Annotated in this window: 18 protein-coding genes; 11 read left to right on the top strand and 7 right to left on the bottom strand. The window is 36.3% G+C overall.

Annotation, left to right across the window (positions count from 1 at the left end; translation table 11 throughout):
• Positions 1-660 (bottom strand): metallophosphoesterase family protein, encoded by a 660-nt coding sequence (locus ASG31_RS04305; protein ID WP_056028438.1) that lies wholly within the window; start codon positions 658-660, stop codon positions 1-3.
• A 1,170-nt stretch (positions 661-1,830) separates the two neighbouring features.
• Here ASG31_RS04305 and ASG31_RS04295 point away from each other — a divergent pair.
• The 3 genes from ASG31_RS04295 to ASG31_RS04285 are packed head-to-tail and all read left to right on the top strand — an operon-like array spanning position 1,831 to position 8,732.
• Positions 1,831-4,842: a SusC/RagA family TonB-linked outer membrane protein gene (locus tag ASG31_RS04295; RefSeq protein ID WP_056028433.1), complete on the top strand. Its 3,012-nt coding sequence runs from the start codon at positions 1,831-1,833 to the stop codon at positions 4,840-4,842.
• A 37-nt stretch (positions 4,843-4,879) separates the two neighbouring features.
• On the top strand, positions 4,880-6,244 hold the full coding sequence (locus ASG31_RS04290; protein WP_317038650.1) for a RagB/SusD family nutrient uptake outer membrane protein: 1,365 nt from the start codon (positions 4,880-4,882) through the stop codon (positions 6,242-6,244).
• Positions 6,234-8,732, top strand: a complete 2,499-nt coding sequence (locus ASG31_RS04285) for an alpha/beta hydrolase family protein (protein ID WP_056028430.1) — start codon at positions 6,234-6,236, stop codon at positions 8,730-8,732. The genes ASG31_RS04290 and ASG31_RS04285 overlap by 11 nt, the downstream gene beginning before the upstream one ends.
• A gap of 402 nt (positions 8,733-9,134) precedes the next feature.
• On the opposite strand, the gene ASG31_RS04280 is transcribed toward ASG31_RS04285, so the two are convergent.
• Positions 9,135-9,947: a DUF2059 domain-containing protein gene (locus ASG31_RS04280; RefSeq protein ID WP_157844435.1), complete on the bottom strand. Its 813-nt coding sequence runs from the start codon at positions 9,945-9,947 to the stop codon at positions 9,135-9,137.
• Between the two features lie 833 nt (positions 9,948-10,780).
• Positions 10,781-11,446: an SOS response-associated peptidase gene (locus ASG31_RS04275; RefSeq protein ID WP_056028424.1), complete on the bottom strand. Its 666-nt coding sequence runs from the start codon at positions 11,444-11,446 to the stop codon at positions 10,781-10,783.
• A gap of 62 nt (positions 11,447-11,508) precedes the next feature.
• On the opposite strand from ASG31_RS04275, the gene ASG31_RS04270 reads away from it, so the two are divergent.
• The 8 genes from ASG31_RS04270 (at position 11,509) to ASG31_RS04245 (ending at position 15,863) form a co-directional block, all read left to right on the top strand.
• Positions 11,509-12,765, top strand: coding sequence for a Y-family DNA polymerase (locus ASG31_RS04270; protein ID WP_056028421.1), 1,257 nt, complete (start codon positions 11,509-11,511; stop codon positions 12,763-12,765).
• Positions 12,762-13,223, top strand: a complete 462-nt coding sequence (locus ASG31_RS04265; RefSeq protein WP_056028418.1) for a LexA family protein — start codon at positions 12,762-12,764, stop codon at positions 13,221-13,223. Before ASG31_RS04270 ends, ASG31_RS04265 begins: the two co-directional genes overlap by 4 nt.
• Before the next feature lie 57 nt (positions 13,224-13,280).
• Complete coding sequence (locus tag ASG31_RS18500; RefSeq protein ID WP_157844434.1) at positions 13,281-13,445, top strand: hypothetical protein; 165 nt, start codon at positions 13,281-13,283, stop codon at positions 13,443-13,445.
• A 226-nt stretch (positions 13,446-13,671) separates the two neighbouring features.
• Positions 13,672-14,142: a thermonuclease family protein gene (locus tag ASG31_RS04260; RefSeq protein WP_231433808.1), complete on the top strand. Its 471-nt coding sequence runs from the start codon at positions 13,672-13,674 to the stop codon at positions 14,140-14,142.
• Positions 14,143-14,612: 470 nt separating this feature from the next.
• Positions 14,613-14,903: a hypothetical protein gene (locus ASG31_RS04255; RefSeq protein ID WP_056028415.1), complete on the top strand. Its 291-nt coding sequence runs from the start codon at positions 14,613-14,615 to the stop codon at positions 14,901-14,903.
• Positions 14,888-15,166 (top strand): hypothetical protein, encoded by a 279-nt coding sequence (locus ASG31_RS04250; protein WP_056028412.1) that lies wholly within the window; start codon positions 14,888-14,890, stop codon positions 15,164-15,166. Before ASG31_RS04255 ends, ASG31_RS04250 begins: the two co-directional genes overlap by 16 nt.
• Positions 15,167-15,203: 37 nt before the next feature.
• Positions 15,204-15,410: a hypothetical protein gene (locus ASG31_RS18445; RefSeq protein ID WP_131725496.1), complete on the top strand. Its 207-nt coding sequence runs from the start codon at positions 15,204-15,206 to the stop codon at positions 15,408-15,410.
• A gap of 210 nt (positions 15,411-15,620) precedes the next feature.
• Entirely contained in the window at positions 15,621-15,863 is a 243-nt protein-coding gene (locus ASG31_RS04245; protein WP_056028408.1) for a hypothetical protein, read from the top strand.
• Between the two features lie 351 nt (positions 15,864-16,214).
• On the opposite strand, the gene ASG31_RS04240 is transcribed toward ASG31_RS04245, so the two are convergent.
• From ASG31_RS04240 to ASG31_RS04220, 4 genes are all read right to left on the bottom strand, one after another.
• The gene (locus tag ASG31_RS04240; RefSeq protein ID WP_056028405.1) at positions 16,215-16,496 is read right to left on the bottom strand and encodes a hypothetical protein; all 282 of its coding nucleotides are present in this window, start codon (positions 16,494-16,496) and stop codon (positions 16,215-16,217) included.
• A gap of 61 nt (positions 16,497-16,557) precedes the next feature.
• Positions 16,558-16,971, bottom strand: a complete 414-nt coding sequence (locus tag ASG31_RS04235; RefSeq protein ID WP_056028402.1) for a hypothetical protein — start codon at positions 16,969-16,971, stop codon at positions 16,558-16,560.
• A 244-nt stretch (positions 16,972-17,215) separates the two neighbouring features.
• Positions 17,216-17,839, bottom strand: coding sequence for a hypothetical protein (locus tag ASG31_RS04230; protein ID WP_131725495.1), 624 nt, complete (start codon positions 17,837-17,839; stop codon positions 17,216-17,218).
• Positions 17,840-18,144: 305 nt separating this feature from the next.
• Positions 18,145-18,729 carry a hypothetical protein gene (locus ASG31_RS04220; protein WP_131725494.1) on the bottom strand — a complete coding sequence of 195 codons (585 nt, stop codon included), beginning with the start codon at positions 18,727-18,729 and terminating at the stop codon, positions 18,145-18,147.
• Between the last annotated feature and the right edge of the window lie 258 nt (positions 18,730-18,987).

The raw sequence follows: 18,987 nt of genomic DNA, 5'->3' as shown, positions 1-18,987 counted from the left end.
TTATATAAATAATATTTTGTTGTTAGTTAAATCGGCTACTGTTAATTTTCCAAATTCAGCGCCATTTAAATATATTCCATTATCGAAATTAATAATTTTAGAATTTTGAAAGTCTTCTAAAATTTTAAACCTCTCAGAGGGAGTATGGCCATGAATAATTATTTTTGAAGAAAATTTAGATTTCTGATATTTTTCGATAGAAATGTTACGAATCCACATTAATGAATGCGAATCATCTAAGGGATTATCCAATTCAAAATTTAAACCTGCATGAACAAATATATAATTTTGTAGTTCATAATACATTATTGAACTTTTTAACAAGTTTATATAAATTTCAGGGATTTGACTTGCAAAATTAACTCTAAAGCTCTTAAGAGTTTTGTCCCCGCCATTTTTTATCCAGATATATTCTTTTTCATCATTTTCAACAGAATCCAATAACATCTGCTCATGATTTCCTCTAATGTAAATTATGTTTTCGAATCCATTTTGTTTTAATAATAAAAGTGTATCTAATACACTTTTTGAATTCTTACCTCGATCGATTAGATCACCGAGTAAAACTAATTTATCTGCTTTTTTTAAAGAAACAGATTTTAACGCTTTTCTAAATTTTTCATCATCACCATGTATGTCGGCTACTACAATTATTCTCATCCGAAATTTTAAAATACTTTCTTTTGCAATTTACATAATTTTGTTTTATTGAGGATGGTCGTTTTATAATGTTATCTAATAAAAAATATTTGTATATTTCACAGAAGAAATGAGCTTTCATGGTTATTAGTTCTTATCCATTTATTGGGGATTTTTAACTTTAATATTTACAATTATTCATAGTATAAAAAAAATCCTGACAACAAGTCAGGATTTAGTATTTCAAGTATATAGAATATAGCCTTATAAGTTTTTTCTTCGAATTTATTGCTTCGTCAATTTCATCGTCGCTGACCTCCTTGACTACTGTGAAATATTTACTGATATCAATTTTGAAATAATCACAGATAAGATGGATGTTTTGCAGAGTTGTATTTGGAAGTGATTCTTCGCGAGCGCAGTTCCAATCAATATTGTATTTTTCCTTTATATCATTATTTAAATATATCTGAGTCATAGGTTTATTATTAATGAAAATTCCTTCCCTTAATCTTTTATTTGTAACGCCTACAGCAACCTTATATCTAAATACTTTCTTTTGATATTGCACTACTGTAAAATAATTTATAAAAATTTGCAAATTCAACGACGTATATGTCGTTATTTTGTTATATTTGCTTTGGTTACATTATAAATGTAACTTTGCGATACTTCAAAGAAAAATAGAAGCTATTGCTTAGAATCTCAATTCGAAAACTGGTACTTTTATGACACGAGATGATAAGCAGAAAGCTCACGACCTAGGCGTGGGCTCTCTTATCTGTGTCAAAGGTATACCAGTACCCCGAATTGGATAATGTAGAGTTCCATGCCGTCTTTTTCAATGCTGTTCGCTCATTTCTACATTACAATCTAAGCCCTGCTTACAAAATAGTATCATGCACGATACAATAGGAGGGTACAACCTATTGAGGCAATAAAATGCCAACTTGGGACAAAGATTTCATTCATATTAAATTCTTTCCGGTGCCTTGCGGTCACTGCTTGCAGAACCTCACCAGTCCTTTTTCATACTAAAGGGCATCAGGAAAGTTTTTATCAATCGATGAATCTATCACATTAATTACAAAAAAATAAAAAAACAAAAAAGCCCCTTCCCATACAGTTTGAAGACACAGGGAAAGAGCAGATCAGTAATTAATTTAACGATTAAAAACCTTTTACAAATCTATGAAAAATTCCTATTACAAGATAGGAGGTATTTTCTTTGGCCTTATGCTGACCGCTGTCAGCACCAACACAAAAGCCCAAACACGCACCATTTCCGGTACCGTTACTGTAGCCAATAAAACCCTTTCAGGAGTTACAATCTCCCAAGAAGGCAGCGACCAAGTAACGACTACCAACGAAAACGGGACCTATACATTACAGGTTTCAGCAGAAAACCCCATCCTAATCTTCAGTCACCCTGACTATACAGAACAAAGAATCTCCGCCAATAATGAGTCCGTCATCAATGTCAGTCTTAACTCTGATACACATGTCAACGAAGTAAAAGAAGTTGTCCTCAACGCAGGCTACTACAAAGTCAAAGACAAAGAAAGAACAGGCAGCATTGCCAAAATCTCCGCAAAGGATATAGAAAACCAACCGATCACCAATGTACTTTCAGCAGCACAGGGCAGAATGTCCGGTGTCAGCATTACCCAAAATGGCGGTACCCCCGGAGGCGGATATCAGATCAGAATCAGAGGTCAGAATTCCTTAAGAACATTATCCAACAGCGGATCAGACGGAAATCAACCCTTGTATGTAGTCGATGGAGTTCCCATAGGCAGTGAAGTAACCTCACAGTATTCAGGAAGTGCCATTCCTTTAGGAAACATCAACCCTTTAAACAGCATCTCCCCTCAGGATATTGAAAGTCTTGAGATATTAAAGGATGCAGATGCAACAGCCATCTACGGTTCAAGAGGAGCGAACGGTGTTGTACTGATCACAACAAAGAAAGGAAAATCAGGCAGGCTGGGACTTTCGTTCAATACCATGTATTCCATGAGTACAGTCAGTTCCAACCTTGAAATGATGAATTCAGAGCAGTACATCAACATGAGAAAACAGGCATTCAGTAATTCAGGAGTATCCGTGTATCCTGCAACTGCCTATGATGTCAACGGAGCCTGGGATCAGAGCCGTGATACCAACTGGCGCAAAGAGCTCATTGGAAATACCGCCACCGCCACCAATACCCAGATTTCACTTAACGGAGGCAGTGATACCACTACCTTTCTTGTCAGTGCAGGGCATCAGGAACAGACAACGGTCTATTCAAAGGACTATCAGTACAAGACCAATAATATTTCATCCAACCTGAATCACCGCTCTGCTGACAGCAGATTCCGCATCACCATATCCAATATGTTTTCCACACAGAAAAACAATGTCATTGCGGAGGATATCACGCGGAGAGCCTATCTTCTTTCACCCAATGCACCGGCACTGTACAACGCAGACGGCAGTTTAAACTGGCAGAATAATACATTCAGCAATCCTGTGGCAGCATACAACGGAAGCTACAGCAATGAAAACCTGCAGTTTCTCAACAATTTCAATACGGAGTATGAGATTTTTAAAAATCTTAAACTCAGACTGAACGGAGGAATCAACTATCAGGCGTTTGAAGAATGGGCACTTCGTCCCAATACCATCTATAATCCCTCATTTGTTACGGGTCAGTCCAGTTTTTATTCCAATTCAAGCACCTATCATCAGAATAAATTCTCCTACATTATTGAACCTCAGGTCAACTGGAACTTTCAGAAAGGAAATCACAGGTTTGATATCCTTGCAGGAGCCACCTACCAGTCAGATGATACTACCCAGGGATCACTTTCAGGTAACGGCTTTGAGAGCAATGCCTTTATCATGAACATTGCGGCGGCGCAGACCAAAACCATAGGAGACCATCTGACCACAGAATACCGGTACGGAGCTGTTTTCGGAAGAGTCAACTACCAGCTGAACAAAAAATATATTGTCAATATTACGGGAAGAAGAGACGGAAGCAGCCGCTTTGGTCCCAATAACAAATTTGCCAACTTCGGAGCCGTCGGTGCAGCATGGCTTTTTTCAGAGGAGAACTTTTTTAAAGAATCAAAGTGGCTGAGCTCAGGAAAACTCAGAGGAAGTTACGGAACATCAGGAAGTGACAATATAGGTGATTTTCAATATCTCAATACCTACACAGTAACTTCCGCCGCAGTGTACAACGGTGTTACAGGACTGCTGCCTTCAAGACTGTACAATCCCGATTTCAGCTGGGAGAAGACCACAAAACTGGAGATGGCACTTGAACTGGGTTTATTTAAAAACAGGCTGAACCTCACTTCATCCCATTACCGAAACCGATCAGGAAATCAGCTGGTCGGCTATCAGCTGTCTGCTGTAACAGGTTTCTCCACGGTCAATGCCAATCTGGATGCTGTGGTTGAAAATACAGGCTGGGAATTTGACCTCAATGCACGTCCCCTTACAGGAACGGGTCTTCAATGGGAAACCGGATTCAATATCAGTTTTCCGAAAAACAAGCTGATCAGCTTCCCCGGTCTTGCAGGTTCAACTTATGCCAATACCTATATTATTGGACAGCCGGTTCAGATTGTAAGAGTGTACCAGCTTGAAGGTAACAATCCCCAGACAGGGCAGTATGTATTCACTGATTTCAACGGAGACGGAAAGATTACGTCCCCTGATGACAGACAGGTTATTGAGAACATCGGAATACGGTATTTCGGAGGATGGAACAACCAGCTGAAATATAAAAACTGGAATATGTCATTTCTGTTTCAGTTTGTCAAACAAAAAGCCAGAAACTACAATGCGGTTATGCCCATCCCTGGATCACTCAACAACCTTCCCGTTGAAGCGCTCAATGTCTGGTCACCTTCCAACCCAGGAGGATTCTACATGCCCTATGTGTCCGTATCGAACCCATCACACACACTTCTTCAGAATAGTGATGCCGCATATTCCGATGCCTCCTTTATACGTTTGAAAAACATTCAGCTTTCCTATAAAATTCCTGTGGGAGACAAGACAGTGTTCAAGGATGCCAGAATCTTTATACAAGGGCAGAACCTTCTGACTGTGACCAATTATTTCGGAATCGATCCTGAAACAGGCTCAGGTTCATTTCTTCCACCTTTAAAAACCTATTCCTTTGGTGTTCAGCTGGGCTTCTAGCTGTCACCAGAAATCTAAATCAATCAAAATGAAAACAATGCAATACATAATCTATACAATCCTCTTATTTCTGATGTCTACTGCTGTCTCCTGCGAAGATATGCTGGAAGCGGATACACCCAACAATCAGATCACCTCAGATCAGGTTTTTGAAACTGTTCAGACCGCCAATGCTGCACTGGCAGGTTTATATTCAGGATTATGGGAGAATTCACCAGTTTCAGGAAATCAGACCGGAGTACTGTTTGGACTGTATACAGATGAACTAGGCTCGTACAGTACAGGTTCAAGCAGTGGAATCACTGAAATCTTCGAGAACAGTCTGGTGAATTCCAATCCGACGGTTCTCAGTTACTGGACCAATGCGTATCAGAAAATCTACATGGCCAATGCCATCATGGAAGGTGCAGAAAATTCACAGTCACTTTCTCGTGCTGACAAGGACAGGATCCGTGGTGAGGCTCTTATAGTCCGGTCCCTTCTTTTCCTTTACCTCCAGCAGATCTACGGAGATGTTCCGTATCCTGTAACCACAAGCTACATGATCAACCAAAGCATTTCAAAAACACCTTCCGCTGAGGTTCTCAGCCGAATTGAAAGTGATCTGCAGGAGGCAGTTACACTGAGCAGTGATCAGTACCGCAGTACGGAGAGGATATTTCCCAACCGTAAAACAGCACAGCTCATGCTGGCAAAAGTCAACATGCTTCAGAAAAAATGGAATGAGGCAGAGTTGCTTTTGAAAAACATCAGGCAAAGTCCGCTGTATCAGTTTCAGAATGATCTCACTAAAGTATTCGATAAATCAGGAACACATATCCTCTGGCAGCTTAAACCCAGAAATACCAATGAGCCTACTAAAGAAGCAATGTCGTATTACTTCAATAACTCGGCTCCGACTACGGTGGCTTTGAGTTCCGGTATGATCAGTTCCTTTACTGCAGGTGACCTCAGAAGACAGCACTGGACTGCATCTGTAACAGTAGGTTCGAATACGTGGTACAGAGCCAATAAATACAAAAATACCACTGCCAATCCCAATGAGTATTCCATAGTTTTCAGACTGGAGGAAGTCAATCTGTCACTGGCTGAAGTTCTTACCCGTCAGGGGAAAACTGCTGAGGCACTGCCTCTGATCAACAGCATAAAGCAGCGTGCTCAGATTCCTTTGATTTCGGGAACTGTTACTGCAGATTTTATGCTGGACGAAATTCTTTCTGAAAGACGGAAGGAATTTTTTACGGAATCCGGGCATCGCTTTTTTGACCTGAAACGCTTCGGGAAACTCGATCAGCTTACCGTGGTCAAGCCCAACTGGAAATCTTTCCATCAGCTGTGGCCAATACCCCAAAAGGAAATTTTACTCAATGCCAATCTCAATCCCCAAAACAATGGATACTAAGTTAAAAGTTATTTCTGCTGTCTTTTTCCTTTTCCTGATGGTATCTGTCAGGGCAGGGGAGAAGTCAGTCAGCGATTCGGCTGATCAGCAAAAAAACCAGGCTCAATATATCCTCGGAAATCTTCTGGTATCAGAAGATGGTAGATGGTCAGCAGTCAGAAAAATATATGTTTCTTCAAAGGACACCATGCTCGTTTTTGACAGGCAAAAGCCTGATCTTCCTGTGGCCACTTTCGTTAAGATGAACGGAAATACCGCTTTTTCAGGAAAGAATGCTTTTCTGGCATCCGGAAGCGGAAGGGCAGAGTGGATCAATCTGCTGAACAAGGAAAAAAAGCCATTTGAGAACGTGAAAGAGACAGCGGTTCTAAGTTCACAGAAAAGATTTTTCATCCTCTACAAAAACAATATTCTGTCCGTATATAATGAAAATGCCACAATGCAGAAAAGTATGGATAACGCAGTAAGTATCCATACAGATTATGAGAATATACTGTATGTCATCTCCAAAAAAGATGGTCAGACTTACGTAACCGATTTTTCAGGAAATAATCCTATTGAGGTTTACAAAACCGGCAGACTAATAAAACGAAGTCACCTGACAGAATCGGGAGGGTATATTGCAGTTACGGAAACTGATGAAAAAAGTATGGAGGTTTTCTATACCATAGTAGATCTCAAAAATAAATCTGTCAGGTCATTTAAAGTCGGTGAGGCAAATACATTTATAAGAGCCGAGATCAGTGAAATCTCCGGTGAAAGAGCCCTTTGGATCGATATACAATCAAAAGTTATACCTCCAGTGGTAACACCTGATATCTGGTATGGCAGTGACGGGGATCTTCAGGCTAAAATTTCAGGACAGCAGGAAAAGCATTATTTTATATGGAGGGATGAAGATCTCCTCCCGGCTCCTGTACAGGATAAGAAATTCACTGTTTTTGCTCCGGTTAACAGCAGGGAACATGTCTTGGCATTTAACCCCCGCAAAAATTTCAGGTATGATACCCGTGTTCCCATGATCAACGTTTATCTCTATCATCTGAAGCAAAACAAAGCAGTCGAAGTTCTCAGGAGTTCAAGGGAAATTGTCGTTTCCTCTTCAGGAAATGACCTGTTAAGCTATCATTCAGAATACAAGAAATGGATATTGTACAAGATAAAATCAGGACAGCAATTTACAATTGATCAGGAAGGACTTGAAAAACCTGTTTACGATGAAGAAAGGCAGCAGGTATTTTTTGAAAGTAAGACGGGACTGTATCTCTTTGATATGAAAAAAAGAATTTGCAGTCCTGTTAACGGAACCCAAGGCAGTAAAACAACAGTAAGCAATACGGATACCGTCTTGTTGAACAGTATGTATCATATTTCGACCAGTACTGTTTCTGAAAACAAACCCTTACTCGTCAGACTCCAGACATCAGATAATAAAACTTCATATCTCTCATACCATCATGGAAAGTGGACAACAGTACTTGCTCCTGTTATCAATAATATCAGGGAATTCCGGGCAGATCAGATGGGTAAAACTGCTTACACTCTTGAGGAGAATTACAATATGCCTCCGAAATTGTTTTTATATAATCATATTACCGGAAAAAAATCAGTTGTTTTTAACGGAAATACAAACGACAGAACAGCTTTTGCAATTAAGCAGGACATAGTAGGGTATAAAAACAGAGAGGGAAGAGAACTAAAGGGTCTGCTGTACTATCCGGCTGAGTTTGATCCTTCCAAAAAATACCCGATGATCGTCAGCATTTATCAGATGAGAAGCAACAGGTCAAACGAATATCTTTTCAATAACAGCAGTATAGGTTTCGACGTGGGGAAATATCTTGAAAATGGGTATTTCATTTTCCTGCCCGACATCGTATTTGAAAAGAAGGGAGCAGGTCTTTCCGCACTAGACTGTGTTAACGCAGCATTGGATGCCTTGATAAATCATCCCAACATCAACCAAAATAAAATTGGTTTAACCGGTCATTCCATGGGAGGATTTGAAACCAATTTTATTGCCACGCATTCCAAACGTTTCGCAGCTTTTCTTACAGGTTCCGGGCATAGTGATATTATCAGAGCCTATTTTTCATTCAATTACAATAACAACCTTCCCCTGACATGGCAGTTTGAAAACGGGCAGTACGCATTCAACAGATCTTTTGCTGATGATAAGGAAATGTATTTTAAAAACAATCCTGTCCATTATGTTGATCAGGTATCTGCGCCAATTCTCTTATGGACAGGATTAAAGGATGAAAACGTAAAGTGGGATCACACCATGGAATTCTACATTGGACTTAAACGGTATGGAAAACCTGTCATCGCACTCTTTTATCCAGAGGGAGGTCATAATTTATTACATTCCCCAAAAAACAATGTTGATCTAACTGTCAGAACCATGGAATGGTGGGATTATTTTCTAAAAGATCAGAAAGAAGTGGAGTGGATCAGGAAAGAATTTGATGATGCTGATACGTATTGATCGGGGATCTTAATAACGATATTATCTGATGAAATATCACCATAATGGGTATGGAGGAATAATTAGATTAGGTTAAAATACTAGCCCTTGTTGTTACAAATTATGATATATGTTATAGCTATTTTTCAGAGATCAGAACAGCTAAAATCACAGCAAGAGGGTGCTTTTCAGCATCCTCTCCTTTCATTTTTTGGATCTGCATTGAGTGGATTTATACAAAAGGTACAATTAAGCTCAAGAAGTTTCATATCTGCTTTTGTACATGTACACATAACTTCATTAAAGGTTGGTTAATCGAAAAGGGAACTTCAACTAAAAACAGAAATTTCTACCGTTGCGAAAAACGTGAATTGCAGGCTTTCAACACACCGCTATTACCAAATCCCCCGTTAGCTTTCGTTTTTATTTTTCCAGTGAATTTACATATTTCTGAATGTCTTCATCTGTAAAATTTCCACTTATTTGAATTCTTCCATCAGGTATTTCAGTCAGAACTCTCGGTGCTGATATGAGCATTTTGCCAAGGACAATTGCAATTGGTCTTCCGATATTATTTTCAGTAAGTATTTTGAATTTTTTTGCTCCTTTTTTAGTTAAAGTCAGATTTATAATATTCCGATTTAATTCATCCTTTGATGCTCTGATTTCTAATATTTCGCTTTTCTTAACTTCGGGTTTTAATGCTAAAATTAAATTTTCTAATTTATAATTTGAATTTGGGAGATTGGTAACAGAATAAAATCCATCCTCCTTTTCAGATGGAATTGGAATTTCTCTATTGTCCTCAGATTCTTTTTGATTTTTAGCAATTGCTTCGTCAAGAATTGATTTTATGTCATTATGCACATCTAGAAAACTGTTCCTAAATTTTTCTTCTAAAATATCAGAAGACATTAAGAGCTTTATACCCGTTGCTGAATTGTAAAATTTATAAATTTCATCAATCTCAGATTCATTGTAAACTTCCGAATAAGCCTTTGAAAGTCTTTTTTCAATTTCTTTATCAGTTAATTTTTTTTCAATTTCTACAAGTTTCAGACTATCGCTCTTGTTAGAATTATATTTCAGTGGATTAATCGTCATATCAATGATGAAAGATTTATATCCTTCAATACTTCCATTTGCTTTTAAAATAGAAATTATTTTTTCATTATGAGTTTGTGAGAAAACTGTTGATGAAACTAAAATCATCAATGCTTGTAGTGCTATTTTCATAAAATTAAGGCTAGCTTGCATTAAGCTAATTATCCTGCTAATATAAAATTTTATTTGTATTATCATATTAATAGATGGATACATACCTATTTCGTGAGAACATTTCTTTTGATTAACCACACGACTTTAGACACGTTCAGCTAATGGATGATCAAAAGTTATTTTATAAATGTTTATTATTTTTTATTTTCCATAGTTTTCTGTAAATCCAAATTGAAATTTGAAAGTCGATTTTATTCTCAGTCTGCTGGCTTATCACAATGCACGATTTAAGGTTTTATTGTTTCATATGAAACAATATTAAGGACCTTCCTTGACCTCCTAGTCAAATGATATTCACTTATTGATATTTAGAATGGGAGAGTGTAGAATTTTGGCAGACCCACAAAACAATAATATCTGCTACATTTTTATTAATATAAAACTGATTATTATAATTTTCTATCAGTCCTGAGGGAGTGCTGTTATCATCAGAGACTTCTGCTGTATTAAATTTTCAAAAGAAAAAAAGAAAAAAGATAGCCATTTCAAAATTGTTACAGATTTTAATAAGCAAGTTTATAAAGGAAAATACGACCTGGAAGTTGAAGATTTTTCTTTATACCGACAGGCCTGAACTTGTGTTTAATAATCTGCAACTATTCCTTTGTTTTGTTTTTATTATTTTTTACAACAGCCTATTATAACCTTTTTTTTCTTACTTCGCTGCATCTATATCAATTTGAAAGCATTTGAATCTTCTTTAATCTCAATAACAGCTTCTCTGATTGACATAGTGTCCTCTTCAGTTTCCTTTCGGATGTTTCTTTATTAATTGCGTTAAATACTAACGATCAGTCACTATTTTTAGATGGAGAAAACAAATCAACGATTCCTCCACCTGTTTCTTCAGCTGTTAAATTAGGATTGTAATTCGGGAATGAAAAATCTTGTAGCGATCTACCTTCTAACCATTCCTGATCCATAGCCCTATTCAGGCATACAGGCATTCTCTTTTTTGTGTTGTGGATCTCTGACATCAGATCGTTTGCTTCAGTAGTTAAAATGCTGTAAGTTCGGTACGATTTACCAGTTTCTGGATTCGTCCATAAATTATAAATTCCGGCAAGGGAAAATACTTCATGATCCTTTAACCCGATACTGAACTTCTTCTTTTCTTTGCCTTTTGAATCCTGCCATTGCCATTCGTAAAACTTATGTGCCGGTATAAGACACCTATTGCTTACTGAATTTTTGTAAGAAGCTAACGTCTCTGCTGTCTCTATTTTTGCATTAAGCGTATTTGCCTTTTTCTGAAAATCAGCTTTAGCCCAAGATGGAAATAAACCCCATTTTCCAGTGACTATTTCGGTGGGTGCTTTGTCCATTATTATGGCTGTTTCAGGATAATTAAAGCCATTCAGTTCATCGAGAAGGTGGTATTCATTCTCGATTTCATAAGCAGTATAATACTCTTCGAGTTGTTTTGCTGTGAATTGGGTGGAGAATCTGTAGCACATATATTTTGTTTTTCGGATTGATTTTTGTCTAACTTTACACCAAATTTCATTCCCGATTTTTTATGTTTGCCTTAATTGACTGCAATAATTTTTATGCTTCTTCCGAACGGGCATTCCAGCCTGATCTCAATGGAAAGCCTGTCGTTGTTTTATCAAACAATGACGGCTGCGTGATTGCCAGAAGTAATGAAGCTAAGGACATAGGGATCAAAATGGGGCTGCCCGCATACCAGCTTAAAGAATTTGAATCAAACAAAGATCTCCACATCTTTTCAAGCAACTACGAACTGTATGACGATATGAGCAAAAGAGTAATGAGTACACTGGCTGAGTTTTCTCCTGAAATGGAAGTATATTCTATAGATGAGATTTTTCTGAAGTTCACAGGCTATGAAAAGTACAATCTTACCAAATATGGTCAGAAGATGCGAAAGGTGGTAAAAAAAAACTGCTGGATTCCTGTTTCAGTTGGATTTGCCCCTACCAAAGCATTGGCAAAAGTCGCCAATAAAATAGCAAAAAAGTATTCGGAGAAAGTTGGTGGAGTTTATGTTATTGATACCGATGCGAAAAGAATTAAGGCATTGAAATGGCTCTCAATAGAAGATATCTGGGGTATTGGTCGTCAGTTATCAAAAAAACTGATGGGATGGGGCGTTAAGACTGCTTACGATTTTACACAACTGGATGATTACACCGTTCAAAAAGAACTTAGCATTGTAGGTTTAAGACTTAAAAAAGAACTTTCAGGGCTTAACTATCTCGATCTGGAAGAAACCGAGCGTAAGAAGGCAATAGCAACAACCAGAAGTTTTGCTCATGATGAGTATAGCTACGAAAATATTTCTGAAAGGGTTTCAACCTTTGCTACCAAATGTGCGGAAAAGCTTCGCAGGGAACAATCCTATTGCAGCAAAATTGAAGTATTTGTGATTACGAATAAATTCAAACAAAACGAACCGCAGTACGCCAACAAAGTAATATTGAACCTTCCTTTCGCATCTAACTCTAATATCACGATTTCAAAATATGCTGTTAAAGCCTTGAATATAATTTACAAACAGGGCTATGGATATAAAAAGACGGGTGTTGTAGTGCATGGAATCAGTCCTGAACCTTATAAGCAAGGCAATTTATTTTTTAATGAAAATCCGAAGCACGAGAAACTAATGAAAGTTATGGATTATTTAAACGTTTCAAAATCAGACCCCGTTGTCACATTGGCTTCTCAGGATATTAAGAAGAGGGAAAAAATGCTTAGGGAGACACTGTCAAAGTGTTATACCACCAAATGGGATGACTTAATTTTAATATCATGATTTTAAAAAAAGCAGAAAATATCTATAGTGAGATAGAATTTTTTCCGGTAAAGAAAGAGGGTGAGCGGTATTACGTTGAATTGCATGATGATATTGCAAACGGATTTCCATCTCCTGCTGAAGATTTCTCAGGTAAAAGGATTAGCTTAGACGAAAAATTTCTTTCAAAGCCCGATGCGACATTTATAGGCAAGGCAAAGGGGCTATCAAATTTTCCCTTTATCATGCCGGGCGATTATATGATTATAAGATCTGATCTCGAAGCAACACACGGCGATTTGGCGGTCGTTTATATATCAGGTGAAGGTTTCTCGGCAAAGAGAATTGATCTGGATAAAAACTGTCTTATACCGCTGAACAAAGATTTTCCTGAAATTTCAATCGGAGCAGATGAAATTGTGGAAATACGGGGAATTGTTAAAACTGTTTTCAGGGATATAACAACACTAGATTTTTAAAATTCAGCATTTCTAATGACACATTAGTAGTACTACGTCAAATCGCAGATGGCTGTGATGATGCATGTCAAAATTTATGACGATATAATTGGTTTCATACAATATCAGGTGAATGCGAAAGGTATTGAATTTGATGGATATTTCACAGCAAAATGGGAATTTGAAGCAGAGTATCCTTTGACATTTGATGCTAATTATTTCGACAATCAAGCACGGTGTTAGTTATATGTATATCTCGCAGCTTTATCTGATGATGAGGTCTACAGTTGGTTAGAGATGCTTACAACTTAACCCATCAAGAAACATTAACTGAAAATATTCTTCACGGAGCAATATATAACATACAGGAAACAGGAATAAAATTATAAAGATCGATTTTTAATATAATCAATAGTGACGAAATAGCGGTGACGAAGATCAAACACAAATAAATTTAAAATTCTACTATATGATGAAAAGACTTTTTCTACTATCTCTCACTTTTGTCTCCTTTATTATTTCGGCTCAGATTAAAGCTAAAGTAATTAAAATCAGTGATGGAGATACCATTACCGTTCTGCTTGAAGGGAATATTCAAAAGAAGTTACGCCTTGCAGAAGTCGATTGTCCGGAAAGCGGGCAGGCATTCAGTAAAAATGCAAAGGACTTTACCAGTGCTGCTGTATTTGGTAAGGAGATCATCTTTATTGAAACAGATACAGACAGGTACGGCAGGACAATCGCAAAAGTTTACTATGACGATCACAAATACCTTTCCGAAGAACTTATAAAGACTGGACTAGGCTGGTGGTATCATTACTTCTCAAAAAATTCTAATCTAGGTAAATTGGAGCAGGAAGCACAAGAAAAGAAACTAGGTCTTTGGAGTGATGTTCATGCTATTTCTCCTTGGGAGTTTAGGAAGCAAAATAGACATTAAAGCTAGCGACATTAATGAGAGGCTACCGTACGTCATCATCAAAATTATTTCTGATAACAGCTAAATAGTAGATTAACAGCAGACTTATAACGCTACGTAAATCACTGAAAAGCCTGCAATTCTCCAATATGACATTCCAAATTCTATCAAAATTTTAAAGTGATTGAACGCATCAATTGATACATACGTTGCTGCCGTTATCATCAAAAACCACACGAAAAAAATAAAGTCTTTTGTTTTCATGTAGTAAAGATATTATAAAGCTGACAAAATACTTTTTTGCTTAAAATTGAATACTTAAAGAGATCAGGTAAAACTAAAAGTTGATGGATTTCCGCAGCTTTTAAATAATCTTCTAGGTAATTATTTAGAAAAATAAAACATTTTTTGGGTAGGAAAAAGATGATGCAATTAGAAACTTAACTATTGAGTGATTTATCTTCTGTATATTAGAAATCTAAAATTATTACATGAGAGAAAGACTAAAAGAGCTACTATTTGAAAGAGCAAAAGGTAAAGCAAGAGAGTTAGGTTTAGATTTAACCGAAGACACCGAAAGAAATATTCGTAATTTAATTGATATTGCAGTTGATAGAATGACGTTTAATGAGGCTTCATCGGTAGTAGAAAACACTAGAGCTTTGATGAATACGGACGTTCTTATAGAGAGATTAGCTAAATCCCAATACGGAAACACTCTCGACTATAAAAGTTTTAATGGTATAAGAGATGCAATTTGCCCTTTATGGCCATTCTGTTAGTTGTGAATGAACAAGAAAAAAAAGCTTTTGATTTTGCTGCTGATACGGTGAAACAACTTATAACTTTAGCAACTGGTATTATTGCTTTGACCATAACTTTTTCAAAGGATATTCTAGGTCCCATATTTACTGTAATATTTGCAGCTATTTCAATGCGAAATACTGACAGCGAGGACAACAACACAGAAATTGAAGTTTTAAAAAAGACAGAATATAAATTGATTCAGCCTGAAAAAACTGAAAAAGTAAAATTATCAAAGTAAAATAGAATACACCGAATACGAACGTCTCACAAAAAACATGGAAGCAGACTTCTTAATTCTCACGCCTACTTTTATGGGATATGTTGAAGATGTGATTTTCGGAGAGGAAGAAAAAGATTTAAGATTTTACTGTTTCCACTTCTACAATGATTCTTATCTCTCGCACATATTTCAGAGGCTTTCTTACCGTATTGAAAAACTATTGAAGCGCGAACGGATGCCCAGAGATTTCCAAACCTCGTAAACGGCTTTATTAATTTTTTAATTTATTTGAAAGAACCAATATTCTTGGAAAACGATTTGGATTATAAGGCTGAGAATTATTTATGGTGGCGAAACGAAATCATTCGTGATCCTATTCTTGCTCATAATTCAAGTTTTAGAAAGTATATAAAGGTTATTTAATTCGATTTAACTACCTTTAATCTAACTGCTCAAATGTGGGATTTACAATATGCCAAAAAATGACAATGGTAAGTTTGTATGTATTAATCATATTGAAAAAGAATTAGGAGAAAATAATAATGTTGTTATGCCTCAAATGGTTTTAAATGGAAGATCTTCAGAACACTCTACGGATGATAATGAATTATTGTTACAAGAGATGATAAATTTTGTGAATGGTAAAAAAACTGATTCTGTAAAATTTTCAAATCATTTTAAGGAAAAATTAGAGAATATAAAATCTAACGCCTGATAAATGACAAAATCTCCATCTCTTAAGATAGGTGAGACGGATATTTGGAAATTTTTGAATGTTATTGACTAAGACATGATAGAAAACCCAATTTTGAGTCTTATCTGCTAAAAGCTTCTATGCTATATATTTTCTCAGGTTCAGGTAGAATATTCCGGTACCACGCAGCAAAATAAAGAATGTTGCCGATTTCTATCAAAGATCAGGTGTCAATATTTTGACACCCGTTAACAACAAGAACTATATTCTGCCATTCAACCCTCCATACAAAAATTTCAGTTTGATAAAATACTGAACTGCATTTATAAATTGTTGTAATAAAAAGACCTAACAATTTGTTAGGTCTGATACTTATTTTTCCGAAAATATCTCAACTAGTATAGAGTTATCCGGAGCCGATGAAATTGAATAGTGATCTTCAGCATTTCCTGAACTAAAAAGTATAATGCTTTCAATATTATTTCCACTTTCAGTAAGTCTATTTGCTATTTGATTCGCATAATTAGTTGATTCAATGTCTCCCTGATAGCCTATGGTAATATGGGGCTGTTTAATTGCTTGTGAATTCTTCGCTTTAAATTCTTCAATCTTCTCAGCTAGTTCATAAAGATCTTTTTCTGTAAATTCTCTCATAGTCAAAGTTTTGTTAAAATTAATAAAATATTTCTCCACAGGAAAGTGGAGAAACATTTATTTAGTCATGGTTGATAGTCATGAGAGTTTCCTCCAGTACATTATATTCACCTTTTTTATAAACATCCTTACTTGATAATTGGATTTCATACTGATATACAGCTTTAGGTAGATTATATGTACATTCTTTGCCATCTTTTTGTATCACTAAATCTTTAGTAATTGTCTCATCTTCAACTTTAGCAGCGAGTTTTATTAAAATTTTTTCCTCCATCTTATTCTTAAAACAGAAGCTTTCTACTGTTTTAGAGTTCGGATCAGGAGTTTTTTTAGTCGAGCTTCCTTTAATAGCCTGATATCCTTGAATTAACAAGCTTCCAATCACTAAGCCCTTATCTAAGCTTGATAAAACTTGTGCAGAAGTCATTGATGAACCTGCGAGTAGAAATGCAACAGCGATATTTTTAGTTTTCATACTTATCTAGTTTTTATAGTTAAGCATTATGCTAATTAAGGTTCCAGAGAATCCGACGAGGCCGCTTAGGCTTAAAACAGATTTGAGGTTCCACATTTCCTGATAGTTATCAGTAAAGACAACAGCAGATATTTGTGCTGCTAATAGAATAAATAATAATTTCATGATAATTAGTTTTATATGGTTAATGAAAAAATTCGTTTATATACAGTTGTAAAAATATTATAGAATGCATTCTTTTAGATTATTTACAGTTTTTAATTCCAGAAATAGTTCCTCCGATTAGACCTCCGGCAACAGCACCTGCAGCAGTACCGATTCCAGGTATAACAGTTCCAACACCAGCTCCGACACCAGCTCCAACAGCAGCACCTCCCAGGATGGAACTTATGCATCCCCACCCAAATCGTGCAGATTGATAGTTTAGACCTGAATTTTCTACAACTTGAAGTTGATATTCCCAACCAACATAAAATTCAATCATATTTACATTTTTCTCAGTTTTTAATGCTGTCCTGATTTTAGAGCGTAAGTCTCTAATCGAAGATGATTTATCAATTAAAGACTGAGGTAATTGATAATAAGCAGTCTGAGTTGAATTCTCAACGGTATCGATCAGGTTTTGTGGAACAGTTCCCCCAGATGAATATTTAAATAAGTTTTGTTGAAAACTTAATAATGTCTGTGACAGCTCTTCACTTCTGATTTTAGCATTTGGATCTCCGAACATGTCATTCGTTATAGGTTCTTTAATCAACTTGTCAAGTGGCGGCGGTGTCGGAATGCATCCTCCCGGGTTGTATTGTGCAAAAGTGAAGCTGCTGATAAGCAACATAAATAAGCCGGCAAATTTTAATAGTTTTTTCATGGTTTTAATTTTTTTGTTTTAAATATCTGGAGGTTAGTGTTTAATATTTTTAACCTCCAGATGAGTTTATTTAGTTAGTTTTTTTGTTAGATAATTTTTGTGTCAATCTCTTTATAAGAAGGATCATGCACATAATGCTGGCTCCAAAAAATATTCCCCAAGAAATTGATTTCTTAACATATTCCTGTATAGTATCCGCTTGATCGGTAGATAGTGCTTCGTATATAGACGAATTGCTGAATCTAATGAGCCCAATCACTAAAACTGCTATGAATGCAATTATTGAAATTTGTTCTTTTTTCATATTAGCATCCTCCAAAGGCCCCAATTGCAGCTCCTACCAAAGCTCCTAAAGCAGTTCCCAATCCCGGCTCTGCCAATGATCCAAGAGCAGCTCCAGTAGCAAGTAACTCTAACTTCTCTTTTGGTGTACACGGTCTTTTTGCAATAGTAGAAGATTTATCTACCATCCCTTTCGACTGAAGCATTTGAATTTCATATAAAAACAAAACACAAAATGCCTTATCCTCAATGCTTCTTGATTGAGCTAATTTTCTGTTTACTTGGTTAACCACATCATTGACATTTGCATTAGTCGATGCAATTACACCTTTTGCCCAGATATAATTTGCATTATTAATGTAGTCCTTTTCATACTGTGTTAAATCTCCCGAAGTCTGACCATTATCAATCGTTCTGTTCATAGAAACTAAGAAATTAGATAAGTTAGTGGCTTTATCAACCGGAAAACCCTGATCTCCGATAGGATTCAAAATCAGCCTGTCCAAAGGTGGAGGAGTTGGAATGCATCCACCAGGACTGTATTGAGCGTAGGTAAAGCTGCTGATTAATAACATAAGTACTCCAAAGACCTGTAGTAATTTTCTCATGGTAATTTTTAATTTTAAGTTGTAATTTATTGATTGTTGTTTTTGAATTTTCTGGTTGCATCCTTACAGATTATTTTGATTTAAGGATATTTAATAATTGTTTTTTTTGTAGAAATGCGGTCAAAATTTCATTTTTTATTATTTTTTGAGTTAATACTTTTTTAATTGCTGATCTTACGGGATCAGTCTTTCGTCTTATGTTTTAAATCTTACGGGATTAGAAAACATTCTCTCACAAATTTCCAGTCGCTGAATGAG

This window comes from Chryseobacterium sp. Leaf404, from assembly GCF_001424145.1.
Taxonomy (GTDB): Bacteria; Bacteroidota; Bacteroidia; order Flavobacteriales; family Weeksellaceae; genus Chryseobacterium.
This window is presented reverse-complemented; position numbering and strand designations above follow the sequence as displayed.

Excerpts from the sequence above, each read along its gene's own strand:
- ASG31_RS04285 (WP_056028430.1), top strand. The coding sequence starts at position 6,234 with ATGGATACTAAGTTAAAAGTTATTTCTGCTGTCTTTTTCCTTTTCCTG.
- ASG31_RS18500 (WP_157844434.1), top strand. The coding sequence starts at position 13,281 with ATGATGCATGTCAAAATTTATGACGATATAATTGGTTTCATACAATAT.
- ASG31_RS04235 (WP_056028402.1), bottom strand. The coding sequence starts at position 16,971 with ATGAAAACTAAAAATATCGCTGTTGCATTTCTACTCGCAGGTTCATCA.
- ASG31_RS04265 (WP_056028418.1), top strand. The coding sequence starts at position 12,762 with ATGATTTTAAAAAAAGCAGAAAATATCTATAGTGAGATAGAATTTTTT.
- ASG31_RS18445 (WP_131725496.1), top strand. The coding sequence starts at position 15,204 with ATGGAAGCAGACTTCTTAATTCTCACGCCTACTTTTATGGGATATGTT.
- ASG31_RS04240 (WP_056028405.1), bottom strand. The coding sequence starts at position 16,496 with ATGAGAGAATTTACAGAAAAAGATCTTTATGAACTAGCTGAGAAGATT.
- ASG31_RS04280 (WP_157844435.1), bottom strand. The coding sequence starts at position 9,947 with ATGAAAATAGCACTACAAGCATTGATGATTTTAGTTTCATCAACAGTT.
- ASG31_RS04290 (WP_317038650.1), top strand. The coding sequence starts at position 4,880 with ATGCAATACATAATCTATACAATCCTCTTATTTCTGATGTCTACTGCT.
- ASG31_RS04230 (WP_131725495.1), bottom strand. The coding sequence starts at position 17,839 with ATGAAAAAACTATTAAAATTTGCCGGCTTATTTATGTTGCTTATCAGC.
- ASG31_RS04250 (WP_056028412.1), top strand. The coding sequence starts at position 14,888 with ATGGCCATTCTGTTAGTTGTGAATGAACAAGAAAAAAAAGCTTTTGAT.
- ASG31_RS04255 (WP_056028415.1), top strand. The coding sequence starts at position 14,613 with ATGAGAGAAAGACTAAAAGAGCTACTATTTGAAAGAGCAAAAGGTAAA.
- ASG31_RS04275 (WP_056028424.1), bottom strand. The coding sequence starts at position 11,446 with ATGTGCTACAGATTCTCCACCCAATTCACAGCAAAACAACTCGAAGAG.
- ASG31_RS04260 (WP_231433808.1), top strand. The coding sequence starts at position 13,672 with ATGATGAAAAGACTTTTTCTACTATCTCTCACTTTTGTCTCCTTTATT.
- ASG31_RS04270 (WP_056028421.1), top strand. The coding sequence starts at position 11,509 with ATGTTTGCCTTAATTGACTGCAATAATTTTTATGCTTCTTCCGAACGG.
- ASG31_RS04245 (WP_056028408.1), top strand. The coding sequence starts at position 15,621 with ATGCCAAAAAATGACAATGGTAAGTTTGTATGTATTAATCATATTGAA.
- ASG31_RS04220 (WP_131725494.1), bottom strand. The coding sequence starts at position 18,729 with ATGAGAAAATTACTACAGGTCTTTGGAGTACTTATGTTATTAATCAGC.
- ASG31_RS04295 (WP_056028433.1), top strand. The coding sequence starts at position 1,831 with ATGAAAAATTCCTATTACAAGATAGGAGGTATTTTCTTTGGCCTTATG.
- ASG31_RS04305 (WP_056028438.1), bottom strand. The coding sequence starts at position 660 with ATGAGAATAATTGTAGTAGCCGACATACATGGTGATGATGAAAAATTT.